We start from the raw sequence: 16642 nt of genomic DNA, 5'->3' as shown, positions 1-16642 counted from the left end.
ATCCTATGTATGAGATTGTCCGGCGTAAAATTACGCCTGCAGTAAGGGATCTAAACCTTCGCGATTATCGAGTGCGAATAAGTCATCGCAGCCGCCAATGTGCTGCGCATCAATAAAAATCTGAGGCACGGTGGTACGGCCGCTACGCTTGATCATCTCTTCGCGTTTCGCCATGTCCCCATCAATAGGGATCTCCTGAAACGATACGCCTTTTTGCGTTAACAGCGCCTTCGCCCGATGGCAGTAAGGACAAGTGGCCTTGGTATACATTTCAACATTTGCCATGATCAACACCTCTGTATGATTATTTACCGCGGACTAATGGCAGATTTTCACCACTCCAGCCACTGATACCGTCTTTCAGCACTGAAACCTGCTCAAAGCCTGCAGCGCTCAGGTGCGCAGCAGAATCACCCGCGCTTTGTCCGGTTGCACATACCACAATTATGGGCTGCGCTTTGTGCTTTGCCAGTTCGTCGATGTTGCCTTTTTTAATCTCAGCGGCTGCCACATTTACAGCGCCTGAAATATGCCCTCTGCGGAAATCGTCGCGCGAACGCACGTCTACCACTACCGCGTCCTCTTTGTTAATCAGGCGGGTTGCTTCACCGCGGCTGATCGTTTTTACCTTAGAGAACATTCCTTTAACGGTAGTCACAATCACCAGAACGAGTAAAACGACCCATGCCAGACTCAGGATGGGGTGATTGCTTGCAAACTGCATAATTTCTTGCATGAGGGGTAACGACTCCAGACCGGGCTAATAAGCTAAAACAAGGGTTCTGAGTATACCTGCGCCACTTCGCATGTACAGATGCTATGCGGCCAGAGTATCGATTTGTGCGCCATTTTCCAAAAAAAGTGGCTGAATAGCAAAAATGGCGTAAGGCTTAATGTATGTCATTGCGAAAGTAGACATAACTGGAAAAGCAAATGCCAGTGGGGAGCACTGGTAAGCGGCGGTTCATCGTGGAATAATCATTGGCCTATGAAGGGAAAAACAACCGTTTCGCACACAAGGACCCGTCGCAACGGCGATAACCTGCCGTTGTTCATACACCTGTCCAGCCTCTCCCTTAGCCTGCTTTGTGCGGGGGCACTGTTATTGCCTGCCGCAGCCCAAAGTGCAGAAGACAGCAAATCTCAGCTGCAGTCCATCCAGCAAAACATTGCTGAGAAAGAGAAAAGCGTCAAAGCGCAGAAGGTGCAACGCAGCAAATTACTGGATCAGCTGCAAAGCCAGGAAAAAATCATCGCGCAGGCAAGCCGTCAGCTGCGTGACACCCGCAATAGCCTCAGCGCCCTGAATAGTGAGATCAAACAGCTCACCACCTCCATCGCCCGTCTTGAAAAACAGCAAACCCAACAGGAAAGCCTGTTATCCGAGCAGCTTGATGCGGCGTTTCGTCAGGGTAAGCACAACGGAGTACAGCTTTTGATGGGCGGTGAAGAGAGCCAGCGCAGTGAGCGTATTCTGGCCTATTTTGGTTATATGAATGCTGCCCGCCAGAAAAGCATTGAATCGCTGCAAAAGACGCGTCAGGACTTAAATCAGCAACGCGTCACACTTGAGCAAAAGCAACAGCAGCAGAAAGACTTACTGGCACAGCAGCAGGGCCAGCAGCAGAAGCTGCAACAGGCGAGCGAAGCACGTAAAAAAACCCTGACGTCGCTGGAAAGCGCGCTGGAAAAAGATCAGGCCGATCTGGTCGAGATGCGCCAGAATGAAAGCCGTCTGCAGGATAAAATCGCCCGGGCGGAACGTGAGGCGCGCGAGCGTGCAGCCCGCGAAGCGCGTGAGGCTGAAAAAGTGCGTCAGCGTCAGGCGCAGGCGAAAGCCAAAGGCTCCAGCTATCAGCCGACCCAGAGCGAACGCGAACTGGTGGCGCGTACTGGTGGGCTCGGTCGTGCGGGCGGTCAGGCGTTGTGGCCGGTTCGCGGACGCATTGAACATCGCTTTGGTGAACAACTACAGGGTGAACTTCGCTGGAAAGGCCTGGTAATTGATGCGCGGGAAGGTACCGAGGTGAAAGCTATCGCCGATGGCCGTGTGCTGATGGCCGACTGGTTACAGGGCTACGGTCTGGTGGTGGTGCTGGAACACGGTAAAGGTGATATGAGTCTGTATGGCTACAACCAAAGTGCGCTGGTGAGCGTGGGTACGCAGGTGAAGGCAGGACAGCCTATTGCACTGGTGGGCACCAGTGGTGGCCGCGGTACCCCATCGCTCTATTTTGAAATCCGACGTCAGGGACAGGCCGTCAATCCACTCCCGTGGTTAGGAAAATAAGTTTTGCTGCAACGTCGAAAACTCCCCGTTCTGATGAGCGCCCTGCTGTTCTGCTCCGCTGCGCAGGCGGGCAAACTGTCCATTGTCATTGATGATGTTGGCTATCGCCCTGCAGAAGAGAACAAGGTCCTGCAGATGCCCCAGGCTATTTCAGTAGCGGTATTACCCAACGCACCCCATGCCCGTGAAATGGCAATTAAAGCGCATCAGGGGGGTCACGAAGTGTTGATCCATCTGCCCATGGCGCCGCTGAGCAAACAGCCGCTGGAAAAAGATACCTTAACGCCGGAGATGAGCAGCGAAGAGGTCGCCCGCATCATGCGCAATGCGGTTAACAACGTGCCTTATGCCGTGGGTCTGAACAATCATATGGGCAGCAGGATGACCTCAAGCCTGCCCGGTATGCAGAAGGTGATGCAGGCGCTGAACCACTATAATCTCTACTTTCTTGATAGCATGACCATCGCCAATAGTCAGGCTATTCCTGCCGCTCAGGGTACCCAGGTCAAAGTGTTAAAACGCCGGGTCTTCCTTGATGACAGCCAGGATATCAACGCCATCCGCCAGCAGTTCAGTCGGGCGGTAAAGCTGGCGCAGCGCGATGGGTACGCCATTGCCATTGGGCATCCTCACCCTAACACCGTACGGGTGCTGCAGCAGATGTTACCCACGCTGCCAGCCGACATTACGCTGGTTGGCCCCAGCGAGCTATTGAACGAATCTCTTCACAACAACGCACGGACGCCTGTGGCACCGACAAAACCGGTGACGCCACGCTTCCGGCCTGCCGACATATGTAAACCGAAGCAGCCGCTGACGCCGGTTCCGGCGACCAGAGCCTTGACGGTCATTGCCGAAAGTGTGAATAACAGTCCGCTGTTTAAGACGCTGAAAAATCTGTTCTGAATTTGCCATGAATGCTAAGTGCTGAGCTTAGCGTTCATTTATGCACAGAAATTACTATAATCCTGGGTCGGGCAATAACGGGCTTTGCGGGAACAGTGTAGGGATGACGATTAATAAACAAAAAATCCTGCTGCTGGACAACGGCAGAGAGTGGGGCGGCGGCACCAACAGCATGCTGGAGCTGTTGAAACGTATCGATCGTCAAAAGTTCGATATTACCTGCTGCTTCTATCACAACTACAGCCGTGGCAACGACGAAACCATCGAAGCCACGCTGAATGCGCTGGCTATTCCGGTCTTTTTTATTCCGCAAATCAGGCAACCACGCTGGGCCAAATTTATAAAAGAAGCCGCACGGGCGCTGCTGTTTTTCAATAAAAAACTCAGGAAACGCACCATTGATAAAGTTGATACACACTGGCGCATTATGCCTAATGCCATCAAAATCAATTCATTGCTGCAACTGGGGAAATTTGACACGCTCTACATGAATAACCAGCCCAGCACCAATGTGGAAGGTTATCTGGCGGCGCGCAGCCTGCCGGTCGCGGTGGTTCAGCACTGCCGTATCGATCCGGTTCTGGAACCGCGGCTGGTTAACATGGTTAATCAGGATTGTCAGGCGGTCATTGCCGTGTCACAGGGTGTTAGTGACACCTTACGCCGCCATGGCGTGGAAGCGGAGCGCTGTTTTACCGTCAGTAATGCTATCGATATCCACCAGCCTCTGCCCAGCCGTCTTGACGTACGCCAGCGTTTTAAACTCTCTCCGTCGACCTTTGTGTTTGGCACGATCGGCTCCCTGATATTACGTAAATCTAATCACCACATTCTGCAGGCTCTGGGCCGTTTTAAACGCGCCAACCCCGATGCAGACTGGCGAATGATGATTGTCGGAGCGGGCCCGGAGCTTCAGCATCTGTTGCAACTGGCTACCGCAGAGAACATCCAGCATCACGTGGTCTTTACGGGCTTCCAGAACAATGCGATGGATTACCTTACAGCCTTTGATACCTTTATTCTTGCCTCACGCAGTGAAGGCTTGCCACGGGTTGTGCTGGAGGCGATGCTGGTAAATACCACCGTCGTGGGCTCCCGCGTAGTCGGCACTGCCGAATTGATCAGTCATGATGAAACCGGGTTGCTGTTTGATTATGGCAACGTGGTGCAACTGACACAGCATCTGACTGCGCTGTGGCAGGATGCGGAGTTACGTCAGCGCCTGACCAATGCGGCAGCGAAACGCGTACGTGAACAGTACGCTATTGAAACCTATATCAGCGGCGTCGAGAATATTTTGCAAAGCGTCGCCAAAAAGAAACCTCATGCTTAATTTTTTGAATCCCCGTTACCGTCATATCAGAGCGCGCCATAACCTGCCTTATTCGAATAGAGCGGTTCAGGGCACTGTGCCGGTCACGTCTGTCGTGATTCCCTGCACTGGCGCGGACTATATTGAAGAAGCCCTGCTCAGTGCTGATTTTGCGGCGCGCTTTGCGACAGAAGCAGAAGAGATTGTGATAGTCAGCGATCAGCCCACTCACGCCTTTGGCAGCCTGCCCGTAAAAACCCGCGTGGCAACGCTGGATGTCCCACACCGGGAAGAGAGCTACCGTTACAAACAGATCTATCGCAGCCGTTTAATCAAATTGCAGGCGCCCCTGCAGGCAAAAGGCGACGGCATTCTGATGATCGATTCCGACCTCAATCTGCTTAAGATGCCTGAAATCATGATGGGTCCAGGCCATCTTTACTCCAGTTTTCGTCAGGGGAAAATGATTGCCAAGCTGGAGGGAGCGCCGGATGAAGCGATTCCCGCCTATTATCCGCACAGTATCAGGCCCTATCTGACAGACCACGTTAACGGCGCTTACCTGGCTGCTACGCGAGAAGTCTGGCAGCGTATTTCACCGCTGTGGCTGACGCTGTTTAATGATACCTGGAATTTAATGAACGACAGCCAGCCGCCTACCGATCAGCTCCCGCTGGCGGTGTTACTGGACATGCTGGATATTAAAACCGTCAATCTGGGGGAATGGGCTAACTGGCCAGTCTCGAAGAAAATTGGCGGACAGTCGGCGGTGATCCCACCTGAAGTGGTTGGCGCTCACGGCGGATTCCCGTTGTCGGAATGGCAAAAATATCTGACCGATCCGCAACAGCCGCTGAACTTTAAAGGCCAGGACTATACGCGTAAAGTCCGCTACCTGACCGATGAAGAGAAAAAGCAAGGCTAATCAGGCGGCCGCCCCGGCGGCCGTTGTTTTAATTCCAGTTCAGTATCACCTTTCCCGAACGTCCTGAACGCATCTCATCAAAGCCCTGCTGGAAATCGTCAATGCCAAAACGATGGGTGATTACAGGCGTTAAATCGAGGCCGGACTGGATCAGTGCTGCCATCTTGTACCAGGTTTCAAACATTTCGCGGCCATAAATTCCCTTGATAAAAAGCCCTTTGAAGATCACCTGATTCCAGTCGATCGCCATCTCCCCCGGCGGAATGCCCAGCAGTGCAATCCGCCCGCCGTGGTTCATCACCTCCAGCAGGCTACGAAACGCAGGCGGTGCACCGGACATTTCGAGCCCGACATCAAACCCTTCCGTCATACCCAGCGAATGCATCACATCCCGCAAGTTCTCATTCGCCACATTGACCGCACGCGTGACACCCATTTTCCGCGCCAGCTCCAGGCGGTACTCATTGATGTCCGTGATCACAACGTTACGTGCGCCGACATGGCGACAGACCGCTGCAGCCATAATGCCAATTGGGCCTGCGCCGGAGATCAGCACATCCTCGCCGACCAGATCAAACGACAGTGCGGTATGTACGGCGTTGCCGAAGGGGTCGAAGATTGCCGCCAGCTCATCAGAAATATTGTCGGGTATTTTGAACGCATTGAAGGCCGGAATGACCAGATATTCCGCGAAGCACCCCTGGCGGTTAACGCCCACGCCCATCGTATTCCGGCATAGATGCGTGCGTCCAGCGCGGCAGTTGCGGCAGTGCCCACAGGTGATATGCCCCTCACCTGAGACCCGATCGCCAATCGTAAAGCCTTTCACTTCCTGTCCTGTCGCAACCACCTCACCCACATATTCATGACCGACAATCATCGGTACCGGGATGGTTTTGCGTGACCAGTCATCCCAGTTATAGATATGGACATCGGTGCCGCAGATGGCGGTTTTACGAATTTTAATCAGCAGATCATTATGACCGGGCTCAGGAACCGGCGCATCGGTCACCATCCAGATGCCCTCTTCCTTCTTCAGTTTGGCGAGTGCTTTCATGACGGACTCCTCAGGCGATGACGCCCAGTTGTTTGCCGATGCGGGTAAAGGCCGCCACCGCACGCTCCAGTTGTTGCTGGGTGTGCGCCGCAGAGATTTGGGTGCGAATGCGTGCCTGACCTTTTGGTACCACAGGATAGAAGAAACCGGTCACGTAGATACCTTCCTGCTGCAGCAGATGGGCAAACTGCTGGGCGACGCTGGCTTCTCCCAGCATCACCGGAATAATGGCGTGGTCGGCACCGGCCAGCGTAAAGCCCGCGGCCGTCATCTGCTCCCGGAAGTAACGGGCGTTATCCCACAGACGCTGACGCAGCCCATCGCCTTCGCTGAGCAGATCCAGCACCCGCAGCGAGGCAGCTACAATAGCCGGGGCAAGTGAGTTGGAGAACAGATAAGGACGGGAGCGCTGACGCAGCCACTCCACTACTTCAGCTTTTGCTGCAGTGTAGCCTCCGGACGCGCCGCCCAGCGCTTTACCCAGCGTGCCGGTAATGATGTCGACCCGACCCATGACGTCGCAATATTCATGGGTTCCGCGTCCGGCATTCCCGACAAAGCCCACCGCATGGGAGTCATCCACCATCACCAGCGCGGAGAACTCATCTGCCAGATCGCAGATGGCGGGCAAATTCGCAATCACCCCATCCATAGAGAAGACGCCATCAGTTGCGATCAAAATATGACGGGCACCTTTATCGCGCGCTTCCTGCAGACAGGCGCGCAACTGCACCATGTCATTATTGGCATAGCGATATCGCTGCGCTTTGCACAGCCGGACGCCATCAATAATGGAGGCGTGATTCAACGCGTCAGAAATTATTGCATCCTGGGCATCAAGCAGGGTTTCAAACAGGCCACCGTTGGCATCGAAACAGGAGGAGTAAAGAATGGCATCCTCCATGCCCAGAAAATCTGCCAGCCGCTTTTCCAGCTGCTTATGACTATCCTGGGTGCCGCAGATAAAGCGCACCGACGCCATGCCAAAACCATGCGAATCCATCCCCGCTTTCGCCGCCTGAATCAGCGCCGGATGGTTCGCCAGACCTAAATAGTTATTGGCGCAGAAGTTAATCACTGCCGGATCGCTGCCCACTGCGATCTCCGTCTGCTGGGCAGAGGTGATGATCCGCTCCTGTTTAAACAGTCCTTCCTGACGTGCATCATCAAGTTGCTGACGAAGTTGTTGATAAAATTGCGCAGGCATCATTGCTCTCCTCAGATGGCAAAAATCTGGCATATCTTACTGAACAGGCCGCTTCTTCACGATAAATCGCCCAACAGAATGTCATTTTTGCAGCATAGTTCACGCCGCGCGGATGTACACACAAAGCGTTACAGAGTCATCTGGCTGTCTGCACCCTGATGAAATGTTATGATGTGAGGTATTCGTGTGTGAAACCTCCTGTTTCACCCCACAACGTTGAAGGTAACAACATGATTATCGTAACTGGCGGCGCAGGAATGATTGGCAGCAACATCGTCAAAGCGCTGAACGATCGCGGTCACACCGACATTCTGGTGGTGGATAATCTGAAGGATGGCACCAAGTTTGCCAATTTAGTCGACCTGGATATCGTCGATTACATGGACAAAGAAGAGTTCCTGATGAGCGTAATGGCGGGCGATGATTTAGGCCCGATCGAAGCGGTATTCCATCAGGGTGCCTGCTCCTCCACCACTGAGTGGGATGGCAAGTACATGATGGAAAACAACTATCAGTACTCTAAAGAGTTGCTTCACTTCTGTCTTGAGCACGAGATCCCGTTCCTCTACGCCTCTTCTGCAGCGACCTACGGCGGACGCAACGAGAATTTCATTGAAGAGCGCCAGTATGAGCAGCCACTGAATGTCTATGGCTACTCCAAAATGCTGTTCGACCACTATGTCCGCCAGATGCTGCCGGAAGCGAATTCGCCGGTGTGCGGCTTCCGCTATTTCAACGTCTACGGACCGCGTGAAGGCCATAAAGGCAGCATGGCAAGTGTGGCTTTCCATCTGAACACGCAGATCAGCAACGATGAAAATCCAAAACTGTTTGAAGGCAGTGACGGCTTTAAACGTGACTTCATTCACGTTGATGATGTGGCGGAAGTGAACCTGTGGTGCTGGGAAAATGGCGTCTCCGGAATTTACAACTGTGGCACAGGCCGCGCCGAATCCTTCCAGGAAGTGGCTGATGCGGTCCTGAAATTCCATCAGAAAGGCCAGATTGAGTACATTCCGTTCCCGGAAAAACTCAAAGGACGTTATCAGGCTTATACCCAGGCCGATCTCACTAAGCTACGCGCCGCGGGTTACGACAAGCCATTTAAAACAGTGGCCCAGGGCGTTGCTGACTATATGGTCTGGCTGAACCGCAACGCATAAAGGAAGCTGCTCCGGCGATGAAAATTCTGGTAATCGGCCCGTCATGGGTCGGCGATATGATGATGTCGCAAAGTCTCTATCGCACACTCAAGGCCGAACATCCGGATGCAGTGATCGACGTGATGGCACCTGCGTGGTGCCGTCCGTTGCTTTCACGCATGCCGGAGGTGAATCAGGCGCTGGCGATGCCGCTAGGGCATGGCGCACTGGAAATTGGTGAGCGTCGCCGTCTGGGAAAAGTGCTGCGCGCCAGTCACTACGACCGTGCTTATGTGCTGCCTAACTCCTTTAAGTCGGCGCTGGTCCCCTTCTTCGCCGGAATAAAACGCCGCGTCGGCTGGCGCGGTGAAATGCGTTATGGCCTGCTGAACGATTTGCGGGTGCTGGATAAAGCCGCCTTTCCGCTGATGGTTGAGCGCTACGTTGCGCTGGGCTACGACACGCCTGTTGCCTCGGCGGCGCAACTGCCACAGCCGCTGTTATGGCCGAAATTGCAGGTTGAAGAGCAGGAAAAGATTGAAACGGCTGCACAGTTTCAGCTTGCGGCGTCCCGTCCGATTATCGGTTTTTGTCCGGGCGCTGAATTTGGTCCGGCCAAACGCTGGCCACACTATCATTACGCCACGCTGGCGAGCCAGTTGATTGCTGACGGCTTCCAGATCGTGCTGTTCGGCTCTGCTAAAGATCGCCCGACAGGTGAAGAGATTATCGCTGCGCTGCCTGAAGCGGCGCGCGGCCATTGCCGTAATCTGGCAGGCGAAACCCAGCTGGAACAGGCGGTCATTCTGCTGGCGCAATGCCGTGCTGTGGTCAGCAACGACTCCGGACTGATGCATATTGCCGCGGCGCTGGATCGTCCACTCGTCGCGCTCTATGGCCCCAGCAGCCCTGACTTCACGCCGCCGCTGGCACGTCAGGCGCGCATTATTCGCCTGATTACTGGCTATCACAAAGTGCGCAAAGGCGATGCCGAACAGGGTTATCACCAGAGCCTGATCGATATCCAGCCTGAGCGCGTACATCAGACGCTGAGCGAACTGCTCGTGCCACAGGAGGTGCCATGCACGTCCTGATTGTTAAAACCTCTTCCATGGGCGATGTTCTGCATTCGCTCCCTGCTCTGACCGATGCAATGCATGCTATTCCCGGCATCCGTTTCGACTGGGTGGTGGAAGAGAATTTTGCGCAGATCCCTGGCTGGCATCCCGCCGTCGATAAGGTGTTACCGGTCGCGATTCGCCGCTGGCGCAAACACTGGTTTGGCAGTCAGCAGCGTGAAGAGCGCGTGCAGTTTAAGCGCGAGTTACAGTCACGTGAGTATGATGTCGTGATTGATGCGCAGGGGCTGATCAAGAGTGCCGCACTGGTCACCCGTTTATCGAAAGGGGTGAAGCATGGACAGGACAGCCGCAGCGCGCGTGAGCCGTTTGCCAGCTGGTGGTATGACGTCCGCCATGAGGTGAGTAAACGGCAGCACGCGGTTGAGCGAACGCGCGAACTCTTCGCCAAAAGCCTGGGCTATGAAAAGCCGCAACACCAGGGTGACTACGCAATTGCCGGGCACTTCCTGCATCATCTGCCCGCTGACGCACAGCATTACCTGGTCTTTCTGCATGCTACAACCCGTGACAACAAGCACTGGCCGGAATCACACTGGCGACAGCTGATTGAACTGATGCAGCCGAGCGGTCTGCGGGTGAAACTGCCCTGGGGTGCTGAGCATGAGCATCAACGTGCACTGCGGCTTGCAGAAGGATTCGGACATGTCGATGTGCTGCCTAAGCTGACGCTGGACGCGATAGCCCAGCATCTGGCAGGCGCGCGGGCGGTGGTCTCGGTAGATACCGGATTGAGCCATCTGACGGCGGCACTGGATCGTCCCAATCTGACGCTGTATGGCCCGACCGATCCCGGCCTGATTGGCGGTTACGGGCAGAACCAACAGGCTCTGAGCGCCCCGAATCATCGTCTGGCGGAGCTGACCGCTGACTCGGTGGCAGAAAAACTGCAGGCCGTTATTACGGAAAACACGCCATGAACTATGTGTTGATCTACCTGCTGCTGCTGCCTTTTCGGGCGATTATGCGGCTGTTCTACCGGCCAACGGGTCGCAGCTTAATCATCCAGACGGCGAAGATCGGTGATTTTATCAATATCACCCCGATGCTGCGCGCGCTGGGTCAGTCTGAGCTGTTGATCAGCAAAGCGGTGGAGCCGCTGGCGCGTCACGATGACACAGTCAGCCGCTATTTTCTGATTGAAGACGCAAAACGCAGCTTTTTTGCCAAACTGAAGCTCGCGTTCACCCTGATGAACCGCTATGACAGCGTTTATCTGGTGCAGCCAAATAGCGTAAACCTGTTCTTTGCCGCGTTATGCAACGCACCGAACAAGCAGTTTCTGCGCACCTATGTGCGTAAGTCCTACCATAAAACCTTCTATCGCAGCGCCAGCGGCATTGTCGACCACGCGAAGACAGATTTAACGCTCGATAGTTACCTGAAGCTGATTAACCGCGACTATCGCTATACCGATTTTCCCAAACATGCGACCTCGCCACTCTGGCAGCCGCCTGCGCCGCCCGCTGCGCTGCTGAATCCACGCAGTGGCATTAAAATAGGCATCAGTATTTCTGCCGGTAACAAGGCCAAGACGATTCCTGCCAGCATCTGGCAGCAGCTGATGACGTCGCTGTCTGACCTGCCCTGCACCTTTTATGTGTTTGGCCCGCCAGCCGAGCAGCCATGGCTGGATGAGTTACTGAGCCTGACCGGCCCAAAAGAGAATATTGTCAGTCTGATTGGTGAGCTAAAGCTGGAAGAGGTTCCCTGGGCCATTTCTCAAATGGATTTCTACATCTGCTCTGACTCTGGCAATGCCTATATTGCGGATGCGCAGCAGATCCCGGTGATCATGCTTTACGGACCGTGTGAAGTCAGGGAACAGCGTCCGGTCAATAACGTGTTGTTCATCGGACCGGATAATATTGCTGCATCAACGTTCGTTTTTTCCACACGTTTTAAGTTTGATCAGCCGGCTGAAAAATTATTCGGGCTGGATGATGATAAACTGACTAGAATACAAACGTTTATTACTCATAATCTGGAATAGTGAAGCGTAATGGCAATTACCCCTCTTACTGAGGCCGTTCAGCAAAGTCAGCTGCTGGTTAACACGCTTGCTGACACGGATGATAATCCGGTTCACGTTGCGTTTGGCATTAACCATGCCTACGCGCGCGGCCTGGGCATTACGTTGTTTTCACTTCTCAGCCATCATCCCGATACGGCTTTCCATGCCCATGTTTTCTCAGACTCGCTTCGCGATGAGGATGTGAAAAAACTGCGCTCGCTGGCCGCGGGCCACCGTCTGGCGATCACACTGCATATTTTTAGCAGTGCCTGGGTTGAGCAGCTGCCTTCCGTCGGACGTTATCCCAAAAGTATTCACTACCGCTTCCTGATCCCTGAAACAGTGGCGAGCTACAGCGATCGGGTGATCTATATTGATGCAGATACCCTGGTGGTGGGCGATTACTCTCCCCTGTTCACCCTGGATCTCACGGACTACACGCTGGCGGCCTGTAACGACACGCCGCGAGCGCGACAGAATCAGTGCGCAAAGCTCGGGCTGAAGCATCATCACTATTTCAACTCCGGCTTCATGCTGATCAATATTCCCCGCTGGCTCGAAAGGCAGACCACCGCGCGTATTACCGACGTGCTGGTAAAACGGGGCGCAGAGTTTGGTTTTCCCGATCAGGATGCACTGAATATCGTGCTTCAGGATGAAATTCTGATCCTGCCGGACCGCTATAATCAGATTTACGACATCATCGCCAATAAAGTCTGGGACCACTCTACTGTGCCCACTGACACGGTAATGATTCACTACACCGGTAAATGCAAACCCTGGCATGCCTGGGCAGGCAGCGACCTTGCCCGGCGCTACCACGGCTATTACCAGCGCTCACCCTGGGCTGTACAACCGCTTGATACGCCAAAACATTACAAAGAGATGAAGCGATTCGCCCGCATTAAGTGGCATCAGAAACAGTATGCTGAAAGCATCAGCTGGATGATGAAGTATGTCAGTCTCAAGTTCTTTAAGCAGAGCGAACAGTAGCGCACTCAGGTTTATCAGATTGATTCGGGCGCTGTTATTTCAGCGCCTGACTTTCCCGTCATTTATCCCACCTGCTGTTTGCCACGACCATTTATAAAAAGCCAAATGAACACCGGCATAATAATCTGTTTACCTTTAAGGTCTCATTGCGTAAAAAAAGCGCATATAGCGCATTATTGTTGTCGGGCGTGGTTTTTCGTAAAGCAGGGAAGCCACACCGTTTTATAATCATGCATTCCCTGATTTCATTCTGCTGATTTGGAAATGATTTATGACGAGGCAACGCCCTTTCGCAGTGAATACAACGCCGGTGCAGATATTGTCATGAGTACGTCTCCTCTGCTGAGTATCATTACCCCGATGTATAACGCGGGCAGCATGTTTGATGAGTTCATGCAGGCGCTACTGGCGCAGACGCTGACTGCGCTGGAAATCATAATTGTCGATGACGGTTCCACCGACGGCTCTGGCGAGCGTGCCGACCAGTATGCACAGCAGCATGCTCATATTCGTGTGATTCATCAGGAAAATGGCGGTGTATCGCGTGCCCGCAACGCCGGGCTGGCGATAGCCCGCGGGAAATATGTCACCTTTCCTGATGCGGATGACACCATGCAGCCCGATATGTATCAGACGCTGGTGACGCTGGCGGAAGCGGACAATCTGGATGCGGCACAGTGCAACGCCGAGTGGTTTTTCAAACATAGCCAGCGAGTAAAACCGCTGATTCCGCTGGATCGTTTGCGCAGCACACCGGTGCTGAGTGGGGCCGACTGGCTCAATACCGCGCTGAAAACCCATCGGTATATGCATGTGGTCTGGCTGGGAATCTATCGCCGGGAACTGATTGAGCAGCATCAGTTGCAGTTCGAACCGGGTTTGCACCATCAGGATATTCCCTGGACCACCGAGTTTATGTTGCTGGCAAAACGCGTGCGGTATACCGAAGCCGTACTCTATCGCTACTATATGCATGACGCCTCCATCAGCAATCGCAAACGCACTGGCGAGCGCAACGTTGAATATCAGCGTCACTACCTGAAGATTGCGCGACTGCTGGAAGAGCTTAACCATCGTTATCGTGACCGCGTGAAGATCTACCCGTCATTTCACTATCAGGTGACCCATGAAGCGCTCAGCGTTTGTCACAGTGTGAGACGCGAGCCTGACCCCCGCGCACGCCAGGCGATCATTGCCGACCTGTTCACAACCCGGACACACCTGCGCATGTTACGTAATGCCAGAGGCATTAAGCAGTGGTATCAGTTGCTGTTATGGCTGGCACGACTCTATCGCTGGCGTAATAAATAACCTTTGAGGCTGGCTTTATCCTAAAAAGGGTTTGCCCTACAATCGGCTCACTGAATTCTGAGAACTCTTGTTTATGGCCAGCCTGATTCCAGCAAACTTCTCTCCAAAAAATATATTACTGATTAAGCTGCGCCATCATGGTGACATGCTGCTCACAACGCCCGCCATCAATGCGCTTCATGAGCGTTATCCGCAGGCCAGCATTGACGTGTTGCTCTATAAAGAGACGCGTCCGATGCTGGAAGCGCATCCGGCTATCCGCCATTTGCACGTCATTGATCGCAAATGGAAGCAGGAGGGCACCTGGCGTAAGCTGGGCCATGAGCGTGCATTAATTCGCGCCGTGCGTGCCGCCCATTATGATCTGGTGATAAATCTGGCCGATCAGTGGCGCGCAGCCCAGATGACGCGGCTCTCTGCGGCACCCGTTCGCATCGGTTTCGCCTATAAAAAACGTGATAACGTGCTGTGGCGATGGTGTCATAACCGGCTGGTCCCGACACATAATCACAGCAAACTGCATACCGTTGAGCAGAATATGTCTGCACTGGCACCTCTCGGCATTAGCAGTGATAACGCACGCGTCTCAATGCACTACAGCGACGCTGACCAGCAAATTGTGCAGGCCAGACTGGCGGAACATCATGTCACCGCACCCTATATTGTGGTGCAGCCGACCTCACGCTGGGGCTTTAAATGCTGGGAAGAGGAGAGCGTTGCCGCCACGCTTGATCAACTGGCGCAGCCGGGCCGCAAAGTGGTGCTTACCGCCGGGCCGGATAAGCAGGAGCTGGCGATGATTAACCGTATCAGGGCGCTCTGTGTATCGCAGGATGTGGTTTCGCTGGCGGGTCAGTTCACGCTGCCGCAACTGGCGGCGCTAATCGATCACGCCCGGCTGTTTATTGGTGTCGACTCCGCACCGATGCACATGGCTGCTGCACTTGAAACCCCCTGTATTGCGCTGTTTGGTCCGACCAAGCTGCAGCACTGGCGGCCATGGGGCGACAACAATCATGTTATCTGGGCGGGCGATTATGGCCCGCTGCCCTCGCCCGATTCTATCGACACCAAAACTGACAAGCGTTATCTCTCGGCCATTCCGGTAAAGGATGTGGTCGCGGCAGCGAGGAGCTACCTGAATGAGTAAGTTACGGCTGGCGATTGTCCGGCAGAAATATCGCCCGGATGGCGGTGCTGAGCGCTTTATCTCACGCGCGCTGGAAGCGCTGGGCAGCGAACAGCTCGATCTCAATATCATTACCCGCAGCTGGCAAGGCACGCCCAATCCTGACTGGCATCTACATATCTGTAATCCTTCAAAGCTGGGACGGGTATCCCGTGAGCGCGGTTTTGCCCGTGCAGCCCGCGCCTGCTGGGAGCGGGAAAAGTTCGATATTGTGCAAAGCCATGAGCGTATCGCAGGCTGTGACATTTTCCGCGCGGGTGATGGTGTGCATCGCGTCTGGCTGGAACAGCGCGCCCGCATCGTCACATCATGGCAACGGCTGAGTGCAACGCTTAGTCCCTATCATCGCTATGTGCTGCAGGCGGAAGCCGAAATGTTTACCTCTCCGACGCTAAAAGCGGTGATCTGTAATTCAGAAATGGTAAAGCGCGATATTCTGCGCTGTTTCCCGCTCGACGCCGGAAAAATCCACGTTATTCATAACGCTATCGACGCCAGCCGTTTCCAGCCCGCCACGGAAACAGCTCGTCGCGCGACCCGTCAGCAACTGGGGCTGCCCGATGCCGCTACCGTACTGATTTATGTCGGCTCCGGCTTTGAGCGTAAAGGGCTGAAAGCGGCCATACAGGCACTGGCCGCCAGCGATCGCTATCTGATTGTGGTGGGTCAGGATAAGCAGCTGCAACGTTATCAGCAGCTGGCAAATCAGCTTAACTGTCTGGACCGACTGCGCTTTGTCGGCGTACAGCAGGATGTACAACCCTATTATCACGCAGCGGATGGCCTTCTGCTGCCTACCCTCTACGACCCGTTCCCGAATGTGGTGCTCGAGGCGATGGCCTGCGGCTTGCCCGTGATTACCAGCACCGGCTGTGGTGGCGCAGAATTTATTACCGCTGGTCAGGAAGGCTTCGTCTGCGATGCATTGGATATCAAGGGGTTAAATCAAGCTGTTAATACAATACCGCCACTTTCCCTGGATTCACGAATGGGTGAGGAAGCACGGCGTAAAATTGAACCTTATGGCCCACAACGACTGGCGCAGTCACTGACTTCGCTTTATCAGCAGGTACTGGGTAGCAACTGACAATGTGGGATGAGTGCATGCGGGGTTTCTGATAACATGCCGTCATCTGATTTTAATCTGTTTTTAGACG

Annotated in this window: 16 protein-coding genes; 12 read left to right on the top strand and 4 right to left on the bottom strand. The window is 54.1% G+C overall.

Features of this window, described 5'->3' with window-relative positions; all coding sequences use genetic code 11:
- Window positions 1-30: 30 nt before the first annotated feature.
- Together grxC and KTJ90_RS00685 are read right to left on the bottom strand one after the other, a co-directional pair.
- Window positions 31-285, bottom strand: a complete 255-nt coding sequence (gene grxC, locus KTJ90_RS00690) for a glutaredoxin 3 (RefSeq protein ID WP_008926942.1) — start codon at window positions 283-285, stop codon at window positions 31-33.
- Between the two features lie 19 nt (window positions 286-304).
- Window positions 305-736 carry a rhodanese-like domain-containing protein gene (locus tag KTJ90_RS00685; protein ID WP_003851285.1) on the bottom strand — a complete coding sequence of 144 codons (432 nt, stop codon included), beginning with the start codon at window positions 734-736 and terminating at the stop codon, window positions 305-307.
- A 252-nt stretch (window positions 737-988) separates the two neighbouring features.
- On the opposite strand from KTJ90_RS00685, the gene envC reads away from it, so the two are divergent.
- The 4 genes from envC to KTJ90_RS00665 all read left to right on the top strand — a co-directional run bounded on the left by envC (window position 989) and on the right by KTJ90_RS00665 (window position 5433).
- The gene (envC, locus tag KTJ90_RS00680) at window positions 989-2290 is read left to right on the top strand and encodes a murein hydrolase activator EnvC (protein ID WP_003851287.1); all 1302 of its coding nucleotides are present in this window, start codon (window positions 989-991) and stop codon (window positions 2288-2290) included.
- A gap of 3 nt (window positions 2291-2293) precedes the next feature.
- A complete protein-coding gene (locus KTJ90_RS00675; RefSeq protein WP_499025800.1) occupies window positions 2294-3196 on the top strand; it encodes a divergent polysaccharide deacetylase family protein in 903 nt (300 codons plus the stop codon).
- A 103-nt stretch (window positions 3197-3299) separates the two neighbouring features.
- A complete protein-coding gene (locus KTJ90_RS00670) occupies window positions 3300-4529 on the top strand; it encodes a glycosyltransferase (protein ID WP_039660583.1) in 1230 nt (409 codons plus the stop codon).
- Window positions 4522-5433 (top strand): hypothetical protein, encoded by a 912-nt coding sequence (locus KTJ90_RS00665; protein WP_105100105.1) that lies wholly within the window; start codon window positions 4522-4524, stop codon window positions 5431-5433. Before KTJ90_RS00670 ends, KTJ90_RS00665 begins: the two co-directional genes overlap by 8 nt.
- A 28-nt stretch (window positions 5434-5461) precedes the next feature.
- On the opposite strand, the gene tdh is transcribed toward KTJ90_RS00665, so the two are convergent.
- Complete coding sequence (tdh, locus tag KTJ90_RS00660) at window positions 5462-6490, bottom strand: L-threonine 3-dehydrogenase (RefSeq protein WP_105100104.1); 1029 nt, start codon at window positions 6488-6490, stop codon at window positions 5462-5464.
- A 10-nt stretch (window positions 6491-6500) separates the two neighbouring features.
- Entirely contained in the window at window positions 6501-7697 is a 1197-nt protein-coding gene (locus tag KTJ90_RS00655; RefSeq protein ID WP_008926948.1) for a glycine C-acetyltransferase, read from the bottom strand.
- Window positions 7698-7927: 230 nt separating this feature from the next.
- Here KTJ90_RS00655 and rfaD point away from each other — a divergent pair, with 230 nt between their 5' ends.
- From rfaD to KTJ90_RS00615, 8 genes are all read left to right on the top strand, one after another.
- A complete protein-coding gene (gene rfaD / locus KTJ90_RS00650) occupies window positions 7928-8860 on the top strand; it encodes an ADP-glyceromanno-heptose 6-epimerase (RefSeq protein ID WP_499025798.1) in 933 nt (310 codons plus the stop codon).
- A 17-nt stretch (window positions 8861-8877) separates the two neighbouring features.
- Entirely contained in the window at window positions 8878-9933 is a 1056-nt protein-coding gene (rfaF, locus tag KTJ90_RS00645; RefSeq protein ID WP_499025796.1) for an ADP-heptose--LPS heptosyltransferase RfaF, read from the top strand.
- A complete protein-coding gene (gene rfaC, locus KTJ90_RS00640; protein WP_499025795.1) occupies window positions 9921-10898 on the top strand; it encodes a lipopolysaccharide heptosyltransferase I in 978 nt (325 codons plus the stop codon). The genes rfaF and rfaC overlap by 13 nt, the downstream gene beginning before the upstream one ends.
- The gene (locus KTJ90_RS00635) at window positions 10895-11971 is read left to right on the top strand and encodes a glycosyltransferase family 9 protein (RefSeq protein ID WP_039660574.1); all 1077 of its coding nucleotides are present in this window, start codon (window positions 10895-10897) and stop codon (window positions 11969-11971) included. Before rfaC ends, KTJ90_RS00635 begins: the two co-directional genes overlap by 4 nt.
- Before the next feature lie 9 nt (window positions 11972-11980).
- Window positions 11981-12985: a glycosyltransferase family 8 protein gene (locus KTJ90_RS00630; RefSeq protein ID WP_499025793.1), complete on the top strand. Its 1005-nt coding sequence runs from the start codon at window positions 11981-11983 to the stop codon at window positions 12983-12985.
- 264 nt (window positions 12986-13249) lie between these two features.
- On the top strand, window positions 13250-14296 hold the full coding sequence (locus tag KTJ90_RS00625) for a glycosyltransferase (RefSeq protein WP_003851308.1): 1047 nt from the start codon (window positions 13250-13252) through the stop codon (window positions 14294-14296).
- A gap of 73 nt (window positions 14297-14369) precedes the next feature.
- Window positions 14370-15446: a putative lipopolysaccharide heptosyltransferase III gene (gene rfaQ / locus KTJ90_RS00620; RefSeq protein WP_008926952.1), complete on the top strand. Its 1077-nt coding sequence runs from the start codon at window positions 14370-14372 to the stop codon at window positions 15444-15446.
- Window positions 15439-16572 carry a glycosyltransferase family 4 protein gene (locus KTJ90_RS00615; protein WP_499025790.1) on the top strand — a complete coding sequence of 378 codons (1134 nt, stop codon included), beginning with the start codon at window positions 15439-15441 and terminating at the stop codon, window positions 16570-16572. Before rfaQ ends, KTJ90_RS00615 begins: the two co-directional genes overlap by 8 nt.
- Window positions 16573-16642 lie beyond the last annotated feature (70 nt).

This window comes from Pantoea jilinensis (assembly GCF_019104105.1).
Lineage (GTDB): Bacteria > Pseudomonadota > Gammaproteobacteria > Enterobacterales > Enterobacteriaceae > Pantoea > Pantoea eucalypti.
The sequence above is the reverse complement of the archived record's forward strand: the minus strand, read 5'-3'. Positions and strand labels throughout refer to the sequence as shown.

What these genes read in the sequence shown, in the direction of transcription:
- KTJ90_RS00685 (WP_003851285.1), bottom strand. Translation starts at nt 736, where the DNA reads ATGCAAGAAATTATGCAGTTTGCAAGCAATCACCCCATCCTGAGTCTG.
- rfaF (WP_499025796.1), top strand. Translation starts at nt 8,878, where the DNA reads ATGAAAATTCTGGTAATCGGCCCGTCATGGGTCGGCGATATGATGATG.
- rfaQ (WP_008926952.1), top strand. Translation starts at nt 14,370, where the DNA reads ATGGCCAGCCTGATTCCAGCAAACTTCTCTCCAAAAAATATATTACTG.
- KTJ90_RS00655 (WP_008926948.1), bottom strand. Translation starts at nt 7,697, where the DNA reads ATGCCTGCGCAATTTTATCAACAACTTCGTCAGCAACTTGATGATGCA.
- KTJ90_RS00630 (WP_499025793.1), top strand. Translation starts at nt 11,981, where the DNA reads ATGGCAATTACCCCTCTTACTGAGGCCGTTCAGCAAAGTCAGCTGCTG.
- grxC (WP_008926942.1), bottom strand. Translation starts at nt 285, where the DNA reads ATGGCAAATGTTGAAATGTATACCAAGGCCACTTGTCCTTACTGCCAT.
- rfaC (WP_499025795.1), top strand. Translation starts at nt 9,921, where the DNA reads ATGCACGTCCTGATTGTTAAAACCTCTTCCATGGGCGATGTTCTGCAT.
- tdh (WP_105100104.1), bottom strand. Translation starts at nt 6,490, where the DNA reads ATGAAAGCACTCGCCAAACTGAAGAAGGAAGAGGGCATCTGGATGGTG.
- KTJ90_RS00665 (WP_105100105.1), top strand. Translation starts at nt 4,522, where the DNA reads ATGCTTAATTTTTTGAATCCCCGTTACCGTCATATCAGAGCGCGCCAT.
- KTJ90_RS00625 (WP_003851308.1), top strand. Translation starts at nt 13,250, where the DNA reads ATGATTTATGACGAGGCAACGCCCTTTCGCAGTGAATACAACGCCGGT.
- rfaD (WP_499025798.1), top strand. Translation starts at nt 7,928, where the DNA reads ATGATTATCGTAACTGGCGGCGCAGGAATGATTGGCAGCAACATCGTC.
- KTJ90_RS00670 (WP_039660583.1), top strand. Translation starts at nt 3,300, where the DNA reads ATGACGATTAATAAACAAAAAATCCTGCTGCTGGACAACGGCAGAGAG.
- KTJ90_RS00615 (WP_499025790.1), top strand. Translation starts at nt 15,439, where the DNA reads ATGAGTAAGTTACGGCTGGCGATTGTCCGGCAGAAATATCGCCCGGAT.
- KTJ90_RS00635 (WP_039660574.1), top strand. Translation starts at nt 10,895, where the DNA reads ATGAACTATGTGTTGATCTACCTGCTGCTGCTGCCTTTTCGGGCGATT.
- envC (WP_003851287.1), top strand. Translation starts at nt 989, where the DNA reads ATGAAGGGAAAAACAACCGTTTCGCACACAAGGACCCGTCGCAACGGC.